This is a genomic window from Streptomyces populi, from assembly GCF_002911015.1.
In the GTDB taxonomy this organism is placed as follows: domain Bacteria; phylum Actinomycetota; class Actinomycetes; order Streptomycetales; family Streptomycetaceae; genus Streptomyces; species Streptomyces populi.
On the sequence record NZ_KZ626868.1, the window covers coordinates 50200 to 65740 of the forward strand.

A 15541-nucleotide genomic window follows, 5' to 3' on the forward strand; every position below is an offset into this window, starting at 1 on the left:
GCGAATGGCGCATATCGGACCTGTGCTCCTTACGAAACGCGGACGTCGGGCCCGCGCCGGGGCCCAGGGGCCGTGCGTCGACCGCCGAGGTGCCAGGCTGGGAGGATGCGACAGCCGTACGAGCCCGTGGAAGCGCCGGGCGTGGACCGAACCGCCCGGGTCCTGGTCGTCGACGACGACCCGACCGTCTCCGAGGTGGTCGCCGGATACCTCGACCGGGCCGGCTACCTGGTGGACCGCGCCGACGACGGGCCGACCGCCCTCGTGCGTGCGGAGGAACACCGGCCGGACCTGGTGGTCCTGGACCTGATGCTGCCCGGCATGGACGGTCTGGAGGTGTGCGGGCGGCTGCGGCGCAGGGGCCCCGTGCCGGTCATCATGCTGACGGCGCGCGGTGACGAGGAGGACCGCGTCCTCGGTCTGGAGGTCGGTGCCGACGACTACGTCACCAAGCCGTTCAGCCCCCGGGAACTGGTCCTGCGCGTGGAGTCCGTACTGCGCCGCTCCCGGCCCGATGCCGGAAGCCGTCCCCTCCGAGCGGGCGGCGTCGCCATCGACCCCACCGCCCGCAGGGCCACCCGCGACGGCGTCGAACTCTCCCTCACGCTCCGCGAGTTCGACCTGCTCTCGTTCTTCCTGCGCCACCCCGGCCGGGCATTCAGCAGACAGGATCTGATGCGCGAGGTGTGGGGCTGGGATTTCGGTGACCTGTCGACCGTCACCGTCCATGTCCGCCGGCTCCGCGGCAAGGTCGAGGACGACCCGGCCCGGCCCCTCCTGATCCAGACCGTATGGGGCGTGGGCTACCGCTTCGAACCGGGTGGTGAGTGACCGTGTCGGACACCCTGCTCATCGCCCTGTACGCCTTCGCGGGCGCCGCCGTCACCGGCCTCGCCGGGGCGGGCGTGCTGCGACTGGTCCGCCGCCGCTCGCTGACCGCCTCGCTCGCCGTGGTCGCGGCGGTCGGGGTCGTCGCGATGCTCGCGGGCACGCTCGTCGTCGCCTGGGCGATGTTCCTCTCCCCGCACGACCTGTCCGTGGTGACGACGGTCGTCGCCATGGCGGCAGTGGTCTCCCTGGCCACCGCCCTGCTGCTGGGCCGCTGGGTGGTGGCCCGCAGCCACGAACTCGTCGACGCCGCGCGCTCGTTCGCCGAGGGCCGGTTCGCCGCACCGCACGGCCCGGCCACCGCCGAACTGGAGGCGGTGAGCCGTGAACTGGCGGCCACCAGTGCCAGGCTGGCCGAGTCCAGAGAGCGCGAGCGCACCCTGGAGCGCTCCCGGCGCGAACTGGTCGCCTGGATCTCGCACGACCTGCGCACCCCCCTGGCGGGTCTACGGGCCATGGCGGAGGCGCTGGAGGACGGAGTGGCCGCCGACCCCCACCGTTACCTGAGGCAGATGCGCACCGAGGTCGAACGCCTCAACGGCATGGTCGGCGACCTCTTCGAGCTCTCCCGCATCCACGCCGGGACGCTTCCGCTGGTCCCCTCCCGCATCTCGCTCTACGACCTGGTCGGAGACGCCTTGGCGGGCGCGGACCCGCTGGCCCGCGAACACGGCGTGCGGCTGGTCGGCGCCGGGGTGGAGCCGGTGCCGGTGGAGGTGGACGCCAAGGAGATGAGCCGGGTCCTGGGCAATCTGCTGGTCAACGCGATCCGCCGGACCCCGGCCGACGGAACGGTCGCGGTCGCGGCCGAACGCTCGTCCGAAGGCGTGGTGCTGTCCGTGACGGACGGCTGCGGCGGCATCCCCGAGACGGACCTCCCCCGGGTCTTCGACACCGGCTGGCGCGGTACGCACGCCCGGACGCCGCCGGCCGGGGCGGGCCTGGGGCTGGCCATCGTCCGGGGGATCGTGGAGGCGCACCAGGGCCGGGCCACCGTACGCAACATCCCCGGAGGCTGCCGCTTCGAGGTGGTGCTGCCCGCCGCACCTTCATGAACGCGGGCACCACCGGCCCCACGCCTTTCGCTTCGAGGTGGTGCCGCGCGCCACGCCTTCCGGGACGTGGGCACCACCAGTCCTACGCCCCCCGCATCCCGGCCCGCGCGAACTCTGCCATCCCGTCCTCGAAGCCGACCACCGGCTTCCACCCCAGCTCGCCGCGCAGCCGCGAGGAGTCCGCGGTGATGTGCCGTACGTCCCCGAGCCGGTACGCGCCGGTCACGACCGGCTCGGGCCCGCCGTACGCGGAGGCCAACGCCCGGGCCATCTCCCCGACGGTGTGCGGTTCTCCACTGCCGGTGTTGTACGCGGTCAGCGCCCCGCCCCGCGCCTCGGCCTCCAGTGCGGCGAGGTTGGCCGCGGCCACGTCCCGCACATGCACGAAGTCCCGTAGCTGTCGCCCGTCCTCGAAGACGCGCGGGGCCTCGCCCCGGGCCAGCGAGGACCGGAAGAAGGAGGCCACCCCGGCGTACGGGGTGTCGCGGGGCATCCCGGGCCCGTACACGTTGTGGTAGCGCAGCGACACCGCCGACCCGCCGGTGCAGCGGGCCCACGCGGCGGCCAGATGCTCCTGGGCGAGCTTGGTCGTGGCGTACACGTTGCGCGGATCGGCAGGGGCGTCCTCGCCGACCAGACCCGGAGCCAGGTCCTGCCCGCACACCGGGCAGGCGGGCTCGAACCGGCCCGCTTCGAGGTCACCGACGGCGCGCGGCCCGGGCCGTACGACCCCGTGCCGCGGGCACGCGTACCGCCCCTCCCCGTAGACGACCATCGATCCGGCCAGCACGAGACGCCGTACCCCCGCCTCCGCCATGGCGGTGAGCAGCACGGCGGTGCCCAGGTCGTTGCGGGAGACGTACTCCGCCGCGTCGAGGACGCCGTCACCGAGCCCGACCATCGCCGCCTGATGGCACACCGCGTCGACCCCGGCCAGGGCCCGTGCCACGGCGGCGGGGTCGCGCACGTCGGCGCCGGGATCCTCACGGACGTCGTACACGACCGGCTCGTGCCCCCGCCCCCGCAGCACGTCGACGAGATGGGACCCGATGAACCCGGCACCGCCGGTGACCAGTACACGCATACGGCCACGCTAGGTCCGGAGGCCCGCCGAGCACCGTGACCCGCCGGACGCGTCATCACTCCGTAAGACGTCACGGGCGCGTCGAACCAGGGGACGACGCCCGGCACGCGAGACGCTGCCCGTCATGGACGCACCCTCTCCCCACCGGTTCGACGACCTCAGTGCCCTCTACATCAACTGCACCCTCAAACCGTCCCCGCAGCTCAGCCACACCCAGGGGCTGATCGACAAGAGCCGTTCGATCATGGACGCGCAGGGCGTGTCGACGGCCGAGATCCGGGCGATCGACCACGACATCGCCACCGGTGTCTACCCGGACATGACCGAGCACGGCTTCGCCACCGACGAGTGGCCAGCCCTCTACGAGAAGGTGATGGCCGCCGACATCCTCGTGCTCGCCGGCCCGATCTGGCTGGGCGACAACAGCTCGGTGACGAAAAAGGTCGTCGAGCGCCTCTACGCCTGCTCCTCACTGCTGAACTCCCAGGGCCAGTACGCCTACTACGGCCGCGTCGGCGGCTGCCTGATCACCGGCAACGAGGACGGCGTGAAGCACTGCGCCATGAACGTCCTCTACAGCCTCCAGCACCTCGGCTACACGATCCCGCCCCAGGCGGACGCCGGCTGGATCGGCGCGGCCGGCCCCGGCCCGTCCTACCTCGACCCGGGATCCGGCGGCCCCGAGAACGACTTCACCAACCGCAACACCAGCTTCATGACCTGGAACCTCCTCCACCTCGCCGCCCTCCTCAAGCGTGCCGGGGGGATTCCCGCCCACGGCAACCAGCGCTCGGAATGGGACGCGGGCTGCCGGCCGGGAGCAGAGAACCCCGAGCACCGCTGAATCCGTCGCCCAGGAGGTTCCGTCCCATGGCCGGCCTTCGGCCGGGAGGCCGGCCGGACGGGGCCCCGCGGTCGTCGCTGCGGGGCCCCGCCGGGAACGGCGGTCGTTCAGGATCAGCCCCGCGCGTCGGCGAGTTCGAAGACGCCGTGACCGAATCCCCGGGCGCTCACCGTGCCCGCCTCGATCCCGACCCCGTCCGATTCCAGGGAGCGGGCGACGGCGATCCGTTCGACGGAGCAACTCGCCTGCTCACGACGCGGGTTGACCACGACGAGATACCGGCCGCCCCGCACGTACACGAACGGGTACCCGGCGTGCAGCACCTCGACCGAGCCGCCCGGCCCCAGCTCCGGCGCGCCCTTGCGCAAGGCGACCAGACGGCGTACGAGGTGCAGGAGCGAGGTGTCGTCGGCCCGTTGGGCGGCGACCGTCGGGCGGTCCGGGGCCGGGTCGAGGGGGAGGTACAGCCGGTCGGCCGGGGCCGTGGAGAAACCGGCGCCCGGGCCCTCGTCCCACTGCATCGGCGTACGGGAACCCGCGCGGTTGTAGCGCGGGCCCAGCACGCTGCCCTCCTTCCCGGGCAGCCCCGGAACGTAGCGCATGCCGATCTCGTCGCCGTAGTAGATCGCCGGAAGGGTCGGCCAGGTCAGCTGGAAGACGAAGGCGGCGGGCAGTTGACCGGCCGTGCGGGGACCGCAGTTGAGGCGGGAGAAGTCGTGGTTGGCGGTCGGGAGCGCGATGAACCCGCTGTCGCCGAGCGCGTCGGCCGCGTCGCGCCAGGCCTCCACGAACGGGTGCGGCGAGCCGCGGCCCTCGGGGTCGAAGAAGCAGTCGAGCGGGTCCCAGGCCTCGTTGACCGTGCCCTCGCCGTTGCTCCACAGCGAGCGCAGGGCGCGCCCGTCGGTGGGACCGCCGAACTGGAGGAAGAAGTCCGCGTGGAACCCCGCGGGGACGGACACCTCGGGCTCGCCCCACTCCGAGAGCAGTACGGCCTCCGGGTGCGCGTCGTCCAGCCAGTGCCTCAACTCCGTCCAGACCGCGGCCGTCTCGCGCTTGTCCGGGTCGTCCTTCACGAGCGAGGCGGCCATGTCCACGCGGAAGCCTGCCAGTCCGAGGCCGAGCCAGTGGTCCATCACCGCGCGCAGCGCCGCCCGGTTGGCGCGCGGACCCGGCGCGTCGACCGGCAGGCGCCAGGGCTCGTCCGGACGGGCGCGCCCGTAGCCGAAGTTGAGGGCGGGCTGGAAGGCGAAGAAGTTCGGCAGGTACGTCCCCGGGCGGCTCCCGGGGGAGGGGACGAATCCGTCCGGTGAGTGACCCTCGGGGGCCCAGATGTACCGGTCGTCGGCCGGATCGTCCATTGCGGCCCGGAACCAGGGGTGCTGGTCGGAGGTGTGGCCCGCCACGAGGTCGAGGAGGACGCGGATGCCGCGGCGGCCCGCTTCGTCGACGAGGCGGGCGAGGTCGTCGTACGTGCCGTAGCGGGGTGCGACGCGCAGGTAGTCGGCGACGTCGTACCCGGCGTCGCCGAAGGGGGACACGAAACACGGGTTGAGCCACACGGCGTTGACGCCCAGCCACGCGAGGTGGTCGAGGCGCTCGGTGATTCCGTCGAAGTCACCGATGCCGTCACCGTTCGAGTCGGCGAACGACTGCGGATAGATCTGGTAGAAGACGGCGTCGGCCAGCCAGGCGGGGGCGGGGCGGAACGAGGTCATACCCGGACGATAGGTCAGCGCACCGGGTGTCCGCTGCCCCGCGGGTCGCCGTTCGGCCGCCGTTTGTGCCGAGGGTGTGGCCGGCTCTTGGATAATCCGGGTCATGGAGACGAGTGGAGTGAAGAGGGAGCCGCTGGCGGTGGCCGCCGTCCAGCCCGTGTGGGCCGGAGCGGACGTCCCGGCGAACGTCGGGGAACACGCGCGGGCCGTCGAGCGGGCGAACGCGAGACTGGTGGTCTTCCCCGAGCTCTCCCTCACCGGATACGACCTCGGCGCGCCCTCGCTGGCCCTGGACGACGGTCGTCTCGGGCCCTTGGTGGACGCTTGCCGTGCCACCGGCTCGGTGGCGCTGGTCGGCGCGCCGATCAGCGACGAGGACGGCCGCGACCGCATCGCCACTCTGGCCGTGACCGGTGACGGCGTGACGGCGGTGTACCGGAAGATGTGGCTGCACGGACCCGAGTTTGACCGGTTCAGCCCCGGTGAGAAGCCCGCGGTGATCACCGTCGACGGGTGGAGGCTCGGGCTGGCCATCTGCTACGACGCCGCCGTGCCCCGGCACGCCGCTGACACGGCGGCGCTCGGCATCGACGCCTACGTGGCGAGCACCCTCTACGGCCCCGGCCCCGACTCCGGGGCTCGCCGGGACGCCCACATGCGGGAGCGCGCCGCCGCCCACGGCGTCTGGGTCGTCCTCTCCACCGCGGCCGGCCCCAGCGGCTCCTACGCACAGACCTCCGGCGGCTCGGGCATCTGGGGGCGGGGCGGAGAACCGGTCGCCCGGGCCGGTCGTGACGCGGGCGAGATCACGGCGGCCCTGCTCGGCTGACGGGCGATTCGAGTCCCGTCCTTCGAGTCCCGTCCTTCGAGCTGGAGGCGCATCGCATCTCTGCGATGCTCCGACTCCGGATGCGGGCGCGGATCGGCGCCGCCGTCGGCGTCCACGGCCGGATGCGTTCAGTCCGGGTGTCCGTGCTGCTCGACGAGGGGGTGCGGCCGGGGAGCGCCTGCCCGCAACCCGTCCATGACGAGGTCGAGGAGGCGGCCGGCGCGCGGCCGCCAGCCCTCTTCCGGCGTCATCTGCCACAGGCCCGCGATGGCGAGGAGGAAATCGTCGGCGGTGACCCCGGGGCGGATGGCGCCCGCCTCCTCGCCGGCGCGCAGCAGGAGTTCGGCCGCCTCGGCGACCGGCGTGGGAGAGGGCCTCGTGGGGCCTCCGGGCGCACTGGTGGCGAGGCGGATCGCGTCGGCCAGGCCTGCTTTGGTCATGGCGAACTCGGCCAGCCGGTCCATCCAGACGCGCAGGGCCTGGTGCGGTGGGAACTCCTGGAGGAGCCGGGGCGCGCTGTCGGCGACCTGCTGCATCTCGTGGCGGTAGATCTCCAGGACGAGGGTCTCGCGGTTGGGGAAGTTCCGGTAGAGCGTGCCCTGGCCGACGCCGGCCTTCTTGGCGATGACGCTGAGCGGTGCGTCCGGACACTGCGTCAGCTCATGCAGGGCGATGCAGAGGATGCGCTCGCGGTTGCGCTGCGCGTCCGAGCGCAGAGGGGGGTCCTTCTCGTGCCGCACTCGTCGCTCCTCAAGTCGTGTGGCCGAATCGCATCCTTGATAAGCGGACAGCTGTCCGTTACGTTTCCGGGTAGTGGACGGCTGTCCGGTTCGAGTCCAGCCTAGCCGCAGCCATGGCCTGCACGTCAGCCCGTCGAGGTCGTCGGGGCCGTCCATCCGTGGCCCTGCCGCGTACTTCGTTCCACCCGAGCGCCTCGCCTCCCTCACGTACTCCATATCGCCCGCGATGCCGCACCGTTGGCAACGCTGTCATCGCCGCAAGACGCATGCCAAGAAGCCGCCCGGCCTCGGCACCGAGGCCGTCACACCCCAAGTACGTCACACCTGAAAGAAGTTGCTCATGGGTTTATCGACGTCCAGCGTCATCACCCTGCACGTCAACGGCGAGAAGCACACGCTGCCCGTCGACCACCGCACCACCCTGCTCGACGCCCTGCGCGAGCGGCTCGACCTGACCGGCACGAAGAAGGGCTGCGACCAGGGCCAGTGCGGTGCCTGCACCGTTCTGGTCGACGGCCGCAGGACAGTGGCCTGTCTGCAGTTCGCGGTCGCGGCCGAAGGGCGTGAGATCACCACCATCGAAGGCATGGCGACCGGCGGCCGACTGCATCCGGTCCAGCAGGCGTTCCTCGACCTCGACGGCTACCAGTGCGGCTACTGCACACCAGGGCAGATCTGTTCGGCGATCGGCATGCTCGCGGAACACGCCGCCGGATGGCCCAGCGCCGCTTCCGAAGACGTACGTCCGGCAGCCGGGCCGGCACCGTTGACCCCCGAGGAGATCCGTGAGCGGATGAGCGGCAACCTGTGCCGGTGCAGCGCGTACCCGTCGATCGTCGAGGCCGTCGCACGAGCCGCCGACGCCGACGACGCCTCGTCGGCGGCGGACACCTCGGCACAGTCGGGGGAGGCCGCCGCATGAAGGAGTTCGACTACCGCAAGGCGCCCGACGTCTCGGGTGCCGTCGCCCTCCTCGACGCCGATCCGGACGCGCGCTACCTCGCCGGCGGCACCAACCTGGTCGACCTGATGAAAAGCGGCGTGGAGCGCCCCGCCCGTCTCGTCGACGTACGGCAACTGCCCCTGGACCGCATCGAGTCGACCCCGGACGGCGGACTGCGTATCGGCGCGACCGTCACCAACAGCGATCTCGCCGCCCATCCCGGCATCCGCGGCCGCTACCCGGTACTGACCCAGGCGGTGCTCGCCGGTGCCTCCGGCCAGCTGCGCAACATGGCCACGGTCGGCGGCAACCTCCTCCAGCGCACCCGCTGCGCCTACTTCACCGACACGACCAAGCCGTGCAACAAACGCGACCCCGGCAGCGGCTGTCCGGCCCTCGGCGGCGAGCACCACAACCACGCCATCCTCGGTGCCTCCGAAAGCTGCGTGGCCGTGCACCCCTCGGACATGGCCGTCGCCCTGGCCGCCCTCGACGCCGTCGTGCACTACGAAACCGCCGACGGAAGGGGCGAGTTGCCGCTGGACCAGCTGTATCCGCCCGTCGCCGGCACACCGGACCGCGAGACCGCCCTGCCGGCGGGCGCGCTGATCACCGGTGTCTCGCTGCCGCCGCTGCCGGTGGCGGCCCGCTCCCGGTACCGCAAGGTACGCGAACGGGCCTCCTACGCCTTCGCGATCGGCTCCGTCGCCGCCGCGCTCGACATCCGCGACGGAATCGTGCGCGACGCACGCCTCGCGTTCGGCGCGGTCGCCTCCCGGCCCTGGCGCGCCCGAACCGCCGAGCAGGCCCTGATCGGGGCGCCCGCGACCGCCGAGACGTACGCGGCCGCCGCCGAAGCCGAACTGGAGGCGGCCCGGCCGCTGCCGCACAACGGATACAAGGTGCCCCTGATGCGCAACCTGACCGTGGCCGTGCTGAGCGAGCTCGACGAGGAGGCCGCGCGATGACCACCACCGCACAGAAGACCGCCGTACGCGCGGTCGGCACCGCCCACGTGCGCGTGGAGGGCCGGGACAAGGTCACCGGCGCCGCCCGCTATGCAGGCGACGTCCCCTTCACCGGCCTGGGCTACGGATGGCTGGTCCTGTCCACCGTGGCGCGGGGCCGCATCCGTGACATCGCGAGCGCACCCGTCCTCGAGATGCCCGGTGTCCTCGCCGTCCTGGACCACCGCGGCGCCCCACGCCTGAACACCGACTACGCCGGCCTGATGGGCATCAGGCCCGACCCCACCTGCGCCGTCTTCCAGAACGACACCGTGCCCCACCTGGGCTGGCCGGTGGCCCTCGTCGTCGCGGAGACGCCCGAGCAGGCACGGGAAGCGGCCGAGGCCCTGGTCGTCGACTACGAGGTGCTGCCGCACGACATCGAATTCCACGGGGACCACCCGGACTCCTACCCCGCGGACGGTCACATGCCCGGGGTGACGGACAAGGGCGACCTGGAAGCCGAACTGGCCGCGTCGGCCGCCGTCGTGGACGAGGAGTACACCACCCCGGAAGAACACCACCACCCCATGGAGCCCCACGCCGCGACCGCCCGCTGGGAGGACGGCCGCCTGGAAGTGGTCGATTCCAACCAGGGTGCCACCTGGGTGGTCGGCGAGCTGGCCAACCTGTTCTCGCTGGATCCCGCGTCGGTGCGCGTGCGTTCGGAGCACGTCGGCGGCGGATTCGGCAGCAAGGGCGTACGCGCCCACCAGGTGGCGGCCGTGATGGCCGCGACGATCCTCGACCGGCCGGTGCGCGTGGCCCTGACCCGGCCCCAGATGTTCGCACTGGCCGGCCACCGCAGCCCCACGGTCCAGCGGGTCAGGCTCGGAGCCGACGCCGACGGGCGGCTGCGCGCCCTGGACCACCGCTCGGTGAGCCGAACCGGCACGATCTACGAGTTCGTCGAGTCGAGTGCCGGTGTGGCACGGACGATGTACGACGCCGACGCCCACCACACCGAGAACCGCGTCGTACGGCTCGACGTACCCAGCCCCACCTTCATGCGCGCGCCCGGCGAGGCGCCGGGTTCCTTCGCCCTGGAGACAGCGCTCGACGAGCTCGCCGAGAAGTGCGGGATCGACCCGATCGAACTGCGCCTGCGCAACGAGCCCGACAAGGGCCCCGTCTCCGGCCTGCCCTTCGCCGGCCGCAACCTGCGGGCCTGTTTCGAGGAAGGCGCCGGCCGCTTCGGCTGGGGCCGGCGCGATCCCCGCCCCCGTGTACGGCGCGACGGCCGCTGGCTGCTGGGCACCGGCACCGCCGCCGCGTCCTTCCAGGCAGGCGCGGCCCCCTCCACGGCCGCCATCACCGCCGAGGCCGACGGCCGCTTCACCGTACGGATATCGGCCGCCGACATCGGAACGGGTGCCCGGACCGCGCTCACCCTCGTCGCCGCCGACGCCCTCGACGCCGCACCCGATCAGGTGACCGTGCGGATCGGGGACAGCGACTTCGGCCCCGCGATGATCGCCGGCGGTTCGATGGGCACCCGCTCCTGGTCCCTGGCCATCACCGCGGCCGCCACCACCCTGCGAGAGCACCTCGTTCCCGGCACCGTGATCCCCGCCGAAGGGATCACCGTACGCTCGGACACCACCGCGCAGATCGCGGCGCTCACGAACATGGAACGGCACTCCTACGGCGCCCAGTTCGCCGAGGTCGCCGTGGACCCGGCCACGGGTGAGGTGCGCGTACGCCGCATGCTCGGCGTCTTCGCCGCGGGCCGCATCGTCAACCCGCTGACCGCACGCGGCCAGTTCACCGGCGGAATGATCTGGGGCATCTCCATGGCCCTGCACGAGGAAGCCGTGCGCGACCCGGCGTTCGGCGGCCCGGTCGGCGCCGACCTGGCCAACTACCACGTGGCCACCCATGCCGACGTCCCGCGCGTCGAGGCGGACTGGGTGGACGACACCGACCCCGACGACCCGGTCGGCATCAAGGGCATCGGCGAGGTGGGCATCGTCGGTGCCGCGGCCGCCGTCGCCAACGCGGTCTGGCACGCCACAGGCGTACGGCAGCGCCACCTGCCCATCCGCCCGGACCGCGTTCTCACGGCAGCGGGCGACGATGCTTGACCTGCTCCCGGAATTGAAGGACTGGCTCGACGACGGCCGTGACGTCGCCGTCGCCACCGTCGTGTCCGTCAGCGGCAGCGCACCACGCGGTCCCGGTGCCGCCCTCGCCGTCGACCGGGCCGGCACCGTCATCGGCTCGGTGTCGGGCGGCTGCGTCGAGGGCGCGGTCCACGACCTGTGCGCCCAGGCGCTGGAGACCGGGCAGAGCGTCGTGGAGCGGTTCGGCTACAGCGACGAGGACGCCTTCGCCGTGGGCCTGACCTGCGGCGGTGTCCTCGACGTGCTGGTCACCCCCGTGTTCGCCGGTACGCCGGTCAGGGCACTGCTGCGATCCGCGTCGGACGCCACGGAAAGGGGCGAGCCGGTCGCCCTGGCCCGAGTGGTCGACGAGCGGCCCGGACACCTCGGCGCCGCCCTGCTCGTCCACGGCGACGGCTCCACCGAGGGCGGCCTCGGGATCCACGAGGACCTCGACCGCACGGCCGCGACGCGAGCCCGGGCCGCGCTCGACGCGGGGCGCACGGGTACGGCCGACCTGTCGCCGGACGGCTCGCACCGCCCCCGTGGACTCACCCTGTTCGTGGAGGCTCGCACACCGCCGCCTCGGATGATCGTGTTCGGCTCGATCGACTTCGCCGCGGCCCTGGTGCGGGCCGGGAAGTTCCTGGGCTACCACGTCACGGTGTGCGACGCTCGGCCGGTCTTCACCACGCGGGCTCGTTTTCCCGAAGCGGACGAGGTCGTCGTGGACTGGCCCCACCGCTATCTGCGGGAGACCCGGACCGACGAACGGACCGTGCTGTGCGTCCTGACGCACGACGCCAAGTTCGACATCCCCCTGCTGGAGGTGGCGCTGCGGCTGCCGGTCGCCTTCGTGGGCGCGATGGGTTCACGCCGTACCCACGCCGACCGGAACCGCAGGCTGCGCGAAGCGGGCCTGCGCACGGAGGAGTTGGCGCGGCTCAGGTCGCCCATCGGGCTCGACCTCAAGGGCCGTACGGCCGAGGAGACCGCCCTGTCGATCGCGGCGGAGATCGTCGCGGTCCACAGAGGCGGAACGGGCCGCCCCCTGACAGGAGCGGGAACCCCGATCCACTGATCTCGCGCCGGCGCAACAGTCACCGTCGGCATGAGGTCGGGCCGCGGACACGGTCTAAGCTCGGCGAGGTGTTCACCCCGCAAGGTCCCACCCTCCGCGAACTGACCGTGCAGGCCCTCTCGTCGGTCGAGCACGGCTACGACCTGCTCGCGCCCAAGTTCGACCACACACCGTTCCGGACCCCGGACGCGATCCTCGAAGCGGTGGGGAAGGCGCTCGCGCCGATGGGGCCGTTCGCCGCGGGGCTCGATCTCTGCTGCGGTACCGGCGCGGGCACGGAGGTCCTGCGGGGGCTGTGCCGGGAGAGCGTCACCGGCGTCGACATCAGCACGGGCATGCTCACGGTCGGACGCTCGCGGCTCGGGGGCACCGGTTCGCCGCCCCCGGTGGGCGGGACCCCTTCACCGCCGGTCGCCCTCGTGCGCGCGGACGCCCGTGCCCTGCCCTTCGGGCCGGCGTTCGACCTGGTCGTGAGCTTCGGCGCCTTCGGGCACTTCCTGCCGCGCGAGCTGCCCGGCCTGTTCTCCGGAGTCCACGACGTCCTGCGTCCGGGCGGACGCTTCGCCTTCCCGGTCATGGCCCCGCCGCGGCCCGGTTCGCTCGGGTACTGGGCCCTGCTGGGCTTCGACACGGTGATGCGGGTGCGCAACGCCGTCCGGCGTCCGACCTTCGTCATGTACTACCGCACGTTCCGGCTCGGTGACGTGGAGCGGGAGCTGGCGCGGGCCGGATTCCGGACGGAGTTGCACGCGCTGACCGAGTTCGGCCGCAGACGGGACGGCAGCCCGCGGGCCCGGATGGTCGTGGCCACGCGTGCGGACCGTCCGGAGCCTACGTCGCCGCCGGCAGCGTGAACTCGTAGACCAGCGCGTCCTGTCGGGCGTCCACGGTCAGGTCGGTGATCTCCAGGGGCCGGTCGTACTGGTCGTGCACGCGCCGGGTGACCCGCACCGACTGGGGGAGCCTGGTGATCGCGTCCCGGTGGTGCAGGGTCAGGCCCGCCTTGCGCATCCAGTCGTAGGCGCGGGACAGCTGCGCCGAGGAGTGGCCGTTCGCGCGGTCGCGGTAGCGGGCGAGCTCCTCCACCTCGGTCACGGCGACGACGGAAAACGATGTCACGGCCGAGCGCAGCCCGCTGCCGTCGGCCGCGGCGGACTCGTAGCGGTGGACCAGCGTCGCCCGCAGCGGAGAGAGTCCGAGGGCCTCGGCGTGTTCCGGTGAGGGCGTCTCCCAGGTCACGGTCGTCCGCCGGCATCCGTCGGGTTCGCCGGTGTGGGCGCCGACGGGGAAGTCGAGGGACGGGACGTGCTCGGCGCCGGTGCCGGACAGTGTGGCGTGGCTGCCGCGCCGGTCGGTGGAGACCTGGCCGTCGCGCCGCAGCATGTTCAGCGCCTGTCGTACGGTCTCCCGGCTGACGCCGAACCGGGTGGCCAGCTCGCGTTCCCCCGGCAGGCGTTCGCCGGGCGGGATGGTCCCGTCGCGCAGCTCGCCGAGCAGTTGTGCGGCGACCTGCGCGTAGAGCGGTTCGTGGTCGGACGGATGGGTGGTGCGGGCCATGACCGCGCCTCCTGATGGTGACAAAAAGTAGCCGTGTGAGCTCGGTGCGCCACCACATCTAGCATTGGTCTAAACCACCAGGAAAGGGTGTTCGAAGACTTCGGCCGATTCCGGTCCGCGCCCCTGCCCGGCACGGGCCGGGACCGGAGCGCGCGGGCCCGGGGGCCGCCGGGCGCCGACTCCCTTGGGCCGACTGCGATGCGCGGGCCCGTGCGGCTCGTCCCCCACCTCGCCGGGGCCGCGTTTCCCGGCCGCCAGGAGCGTGAGACCCGCCGGACCCGTCGTGTCCGAAAGTCCTCGGCCCGGTGTATACGAACCGCCGGCCGCGTGCTCGGGCCGGGGAGGGGCATGCGCCGACAGCCCGCCGCGGCCTCGGACGCCGCCGGGGAACGGCGGGTGGACACCGGGCGGCGAACAGTGGCCGGCCCGCGCCGTCCTGGGGCCCGGGAACGGGATTCTGCCGCCGAGCACGCCGAGCACGCCGAGCACGCCGAGCACGCCGAGCACGCCGAGCACGCCGAGGTCCGGAGGCCGCCACGTCCGGTCCGGATCCCGTACCGGTGTCTCTCACCAGGTCCAACGGCCGTGCGGTGACGGTTGGTTCCCGAACCGGGTGTGACGATCCGCCCACCCCGTACCCCTGTCGGAGGACCCCGCGGCCGCTCCATACTCCAGGCTCCAACCGGACGGCGCGAAGGCCGTCCGACGGGACGAGGGGAGAGGGACACGGTGAGCGCGGCGGACGCCGGGACGTGGAAACTGGGCGACAGGGAGGTCAACCGGATCGGCTACGGGGCGATGCGACTGACCGGCAACGGCATGGCCGGGAACTCGGACGGACCGCCGATCGACCGCGACCTCGCGGTCCGCCTGCTGCGCCGGGCGGTCGACCGGGGCGTCGACCACATCGACACGGCCTCCTTCTACTTCTCCCCGCTGCGCTCGGCCAACGAGCTGATCAACCGCGCGCTGTCCTCCCGTAGGGACGACGTGGTCGTCGTCACCAAGGTCGGGCCGGGCCGCGACCCGTCCGGCGAGTGGTACCCCATGGCCCGCCCCGACCAGCTGCGCGGTCAGGTGGAGGAGAACCTGCGGCAGCTCGGCCGGGACCATCTCGACGTGGTGAACCTGCGCCGGAACGGCCGTGACATGCACTCCGTCGCGGAGCACTTCGGCGCGCTCGCCGAACTGCGCGAGGCGGGTCTGATCCGGCACCTGGGCCTCTCCAACGTGGGCCCCGGGCATGTCGCCGAGGCCCGGTCCGTGGCCCCGGTCGTCTGCGTGCAGAACTCCTACGGGCTCGACGCGCGCGGAGCCGACGAGAGCGGACTGGTGGATCTCTGCGGCGAACTCGGCATCGCCTTCGTGCCCTTCTTCGCGGTCTCCGGACCGCGCCGCGAGGCGGCCGCCGGGCCGGAGCGGGACGACCGGGTCCGCGCGGTCGCCCGCGCCCACGGCGCGACACCGGCCCAGGTGCGGCTCGCCTGGACCCTCCACCGCGGGCCCCACGTGCTGGCCATCCCCGGGACGGCCGATCCGGCCCACCTGGACGAGAACATCGCGGCGGGGGCCCTGCGGCTGACCCCGGAGGAACAGGAGTTGCTCGGAGCGCCGGCCGCAGGCGGGGCGCCGTGATGAAAGGCGCCTCGGCACTCCGGTGAGGAGGGGGTGTTGTCAGTGGCCGGCCGTAGGCTCG

General features: G+C 72.8%; 14 protein-coding genes. 10 read left to right on the forward strand and 4 right to left on the reverse strand.

Going from position 1 to position 15541, the window contains the following annotated elements:
* Positions 1 to 105 precede the first annotated feature (105 nt).
* Both CW362_RS17140 and CW362_RS17145 read left to right on the forward strand, forming a co-directional pair.
* Positions 106 to 831, forward strand: a complete 726-nt coding sequence (locus tag CW362_RS17140) for a response regulator transcription factor (RefSeq protein WP_103550344.1) — start codon at positions 106 to 108, stop codon at positions 829 to 831.
* A gap of 2 nt (positions 832 to 833) precedes the next feature.
* Positions 834 to 1943, forward strand: a complete 1110-nt coding sequence (locus CW362_RS17145; RefSeq protein WP_103550345.1) for a sensor histidine kinase — start codon at positions 834 to 836, stop codon at positions 1941 to 1943.
* A gap of 82 nt (positions 1944 to 2025) precedes the next feature.
* On the opposite strand, the gene CW362_RS17150 is transcribed toward CW362_RS17145, so the two are convergent.
* Positions 2026 to 3027, reverse strand: coding sequence for an NAD-dependent epimerase/dehydratase family protein (locus tag CW362_RS17150; RefSeq protein ID WP_103550346.1), 1002 nt, complete (start codon positions 3025 to 3027; stop codon positions 2026 to 2028).
* 124 nt (positions 3028 to 3151) lie between these two features.
* On the opposite strand from CW362_RS17150, the gene CW362_RS17155 reads away from it, so the two are divergent.
* Entirely contained in the window at positions 3152 to 3871 is a 720-nt protein-coding gene (locus tag CW362_RS17155) for a flavodoxin family protein (protein ID WP_103550347.1), read from the forward strand.
* Between the two features lie 113 nt (positions 3872 to 3984).
* Here CW362_RS17155 and CW362_RS17160 read toward each other — a convergent pair whose 3' ends face one another.
* Entirely contained in the window at positions 3985 to 5586 is a 1602-nt protein-coding gene (locus tag CW362_RS17160) for an alpha-amylase family glycosyl hydrolase (RefSeq protein ID WP_103550348.1), read from the reverse strand.
* Between the two features lie 103 nt (positions 5587 to 5689).
* On the opposite strand from CW362_RS17160, the gene CW362_RS17165 reads away from it, so the two are divergent.
* A complete protein-coding gene (locus CW362_RS17165; protein ID WP_103550349.1) occupies positions 5690 to 6415 on the forward strand; it encodes a carbon-nitrogen hydrolase family protein in 726 nt (241 codons plus the stop codon).
* 128 nt (positions 6416 to 6543) lie between these two features.
* Here the strand turns inward: CW362_RS17165 and CW362_RS17170 are convergent, their stop codons facing one another.
* Complete coding sequence (locus CW362_RS17170) at positions 6544 to 7155, reverse strand: TetR/AcrR family transcriptional regulator (RefSeq protein WP_103550350.1); 612 nt, start codon at positions 7153 to 7155, stop codon at positions 6544 to 6546.
* 340 nt (positions 7156 to 7495) lie between these two features.
* Here CW362_RS17170 and CW362_RS17175 point away from each other — a divergent pair, with 340 nt between their 5' ends.
* The 5 genes from CW362_RS17175 (at position 7496) to CW362_RS17195 (ending at position 13142) form a co-directional block, all read left to right on the forward strand.
* Complete coding sequence (locus CW362_RS17175) at positions 7496 to 8077, forward strand: (2Fe-2S)-binding protein (protein WP_103550351.1); 582 nt, start codon at positions 7496 to 7498, stop codon at positions 8075 to 8077.
* Positions 8074 to 9066 (forward strand): FAD binding domain-containing protein, encoded by a 993-nt coding sequence (locus CW362_RS17180; protein ID WP_103550352.1) that lies wholly within the window; start codon positions 8074 to 8076, stop codon positions 9064 to 9066. Before CW362_RS17175 ends, CW362_RS17180 begins: the two co-directional genes overlap by 4 nt.
* The gene (locus tag CW362_RS17185) at positions 9063 to 11189 is read left to right on the forward strand and encodes a xanthine dehydrogenase family protein molybdopterin-binding subunit (RefSeq protein ID WP_103550353.1); all 2127 of its coding nucleotides are present in this window, start codon (positions 9063 to 9065) and stop codon (positions 11187 to 11189) included. Before CW362_RS17180 ends, CW362_RS17185 begins: the two co-directional genes overlap by 4 nt.
* Positions 11182 to 12288, forward strand: coding sequence for an XdhC family protein (locus CW362_RS17190; RefSeq protein WP_103550354.1), 1107 nt, complete (start codon positions 11182 to 11184; stop codon positions 12286 to 12288). The genes CW362_RS17185 and CW362_RS17190 overlap by 8 nt, the downstream gene beginning before the upstream one ends.
* A 68-nt stretch (positions 12289 to 12356) precedes the next feature.
* A complete protein-coding gene (locus CW362_RS17195) occupies positions 12357 to 13142 on the forward strand; it encodes a class I SAM-dependent methyltransferase (protein ID WP_103550355.1) in 786 nt (261 codons plus the stop codon).
* Here CW362_RS17195 and CW362_RS17200 read toward each other — a convergent pair.
* Positions 13120 to 13845, reverse strand: coding sequence for a GntR family transcriptional regulator (locus CW362_RS17200; protein ID WP_103550356.1), 726 nt, complete (start codon positions 13843 to 13845; stop codon positions 13120 to 13122). The genes CW362_RS17195 and CW362_RS17200 overlap by 23 nt on opposite strands.
* 729 nt (positions 13846 to 14574) lie before the next feature.
* Between CW362_RS17200 and CW362_RS17205 the strand changes: the two genes are divergently transcribed.
* Positions 14575 to 15480, forward strand: coding sequence for an oxidoreductase (locus CW362_RS17205; RefSeq protein ID WP_103550357.1), 906 nt, complete (start codon positions 14575 to 14577; stop codon positions 15478 to 15480).
* Positions 15481 to 15541: the final 61 nt, after the last annotated feature.

What these genes read in the sequence shown, in the direction of transcription:
- CW362_RS17140 (WP_103550344.1), top strand. Translation starts at nt 106, where the DNA reads ATGCGACAGCCGTACGAGCCCGTGGAAGCGCCGGGCGTGGACCGAACC.
- CW362_RS17200 (WP_103550356.1), bottom strand. Translation starts at nt 13,845, where the DNA reads ATGGCCCGCACCACCCATCCGTCCGACCACGAACCGCTCTACGCGCAG.
- CW362_RS17165 (WP_103550349.1), top strand. Translation starts at nt 5,690, where the DNA reads ATGGAGACGAGTGGAGTGAAGAGGGAGCCGCTGGCGGTGGCCGCCGTC.
- CW362_RS17190 (WP_103550354.1), top strand. Translation starts at nt 11,182, where the DNA reads ATGCTTGACCTGCTCCCGGAATTGAAGGACTGGCTCGACGACGGCCGT.
- CW362_RS17155 (WP_103550347.1), top strand. Translation starts at nt 3,152, where the DNA reads ATGGACGCACCCTCTCCCCACCGGTTCGACGACCTCAGTGCCCTCTAC.
- CW362_RS17175 (WP_103550351.1), top strand. Translation starts at nt 7,496, where the DNA reads ATGGGTTTATCGACGTCCAGCGTCATCACCCTGCACGTCAACGGCGAG.
- CW362_RS17180 (WP_103550352.1), top strand. Translation starts at nt 8,074, where the DNA reads ATGAAGGAGTTCGACTACCGCAAGGCGCCCGACGTCTCGGGTGCCGTC.
- CW362_RS17150 (WP_103550346.1), bottom strand. Translation starts at nt 3,027, where the DNA reads ATGCGTGTACTGGTCACCGGCGGTGCCGGGTTCATCGGGTCCCATCTC.
- CW362_RS17160 (WP_103550348.1), bottom strand. Translation starts at nt 5,586, where the DNA reads ATGACCTCGTTCCGCCCCGCCCCCGCCTGGCTGGCCGACGCCGTCTTC.
- CW362_RS17185 (WP_103550353.1), top strand. Translation starts at nt 9,063, where the DNA reads ATGACCACCACCGCACAGAAGACCGCCGTACGCGCGGTCGGCACCGCC.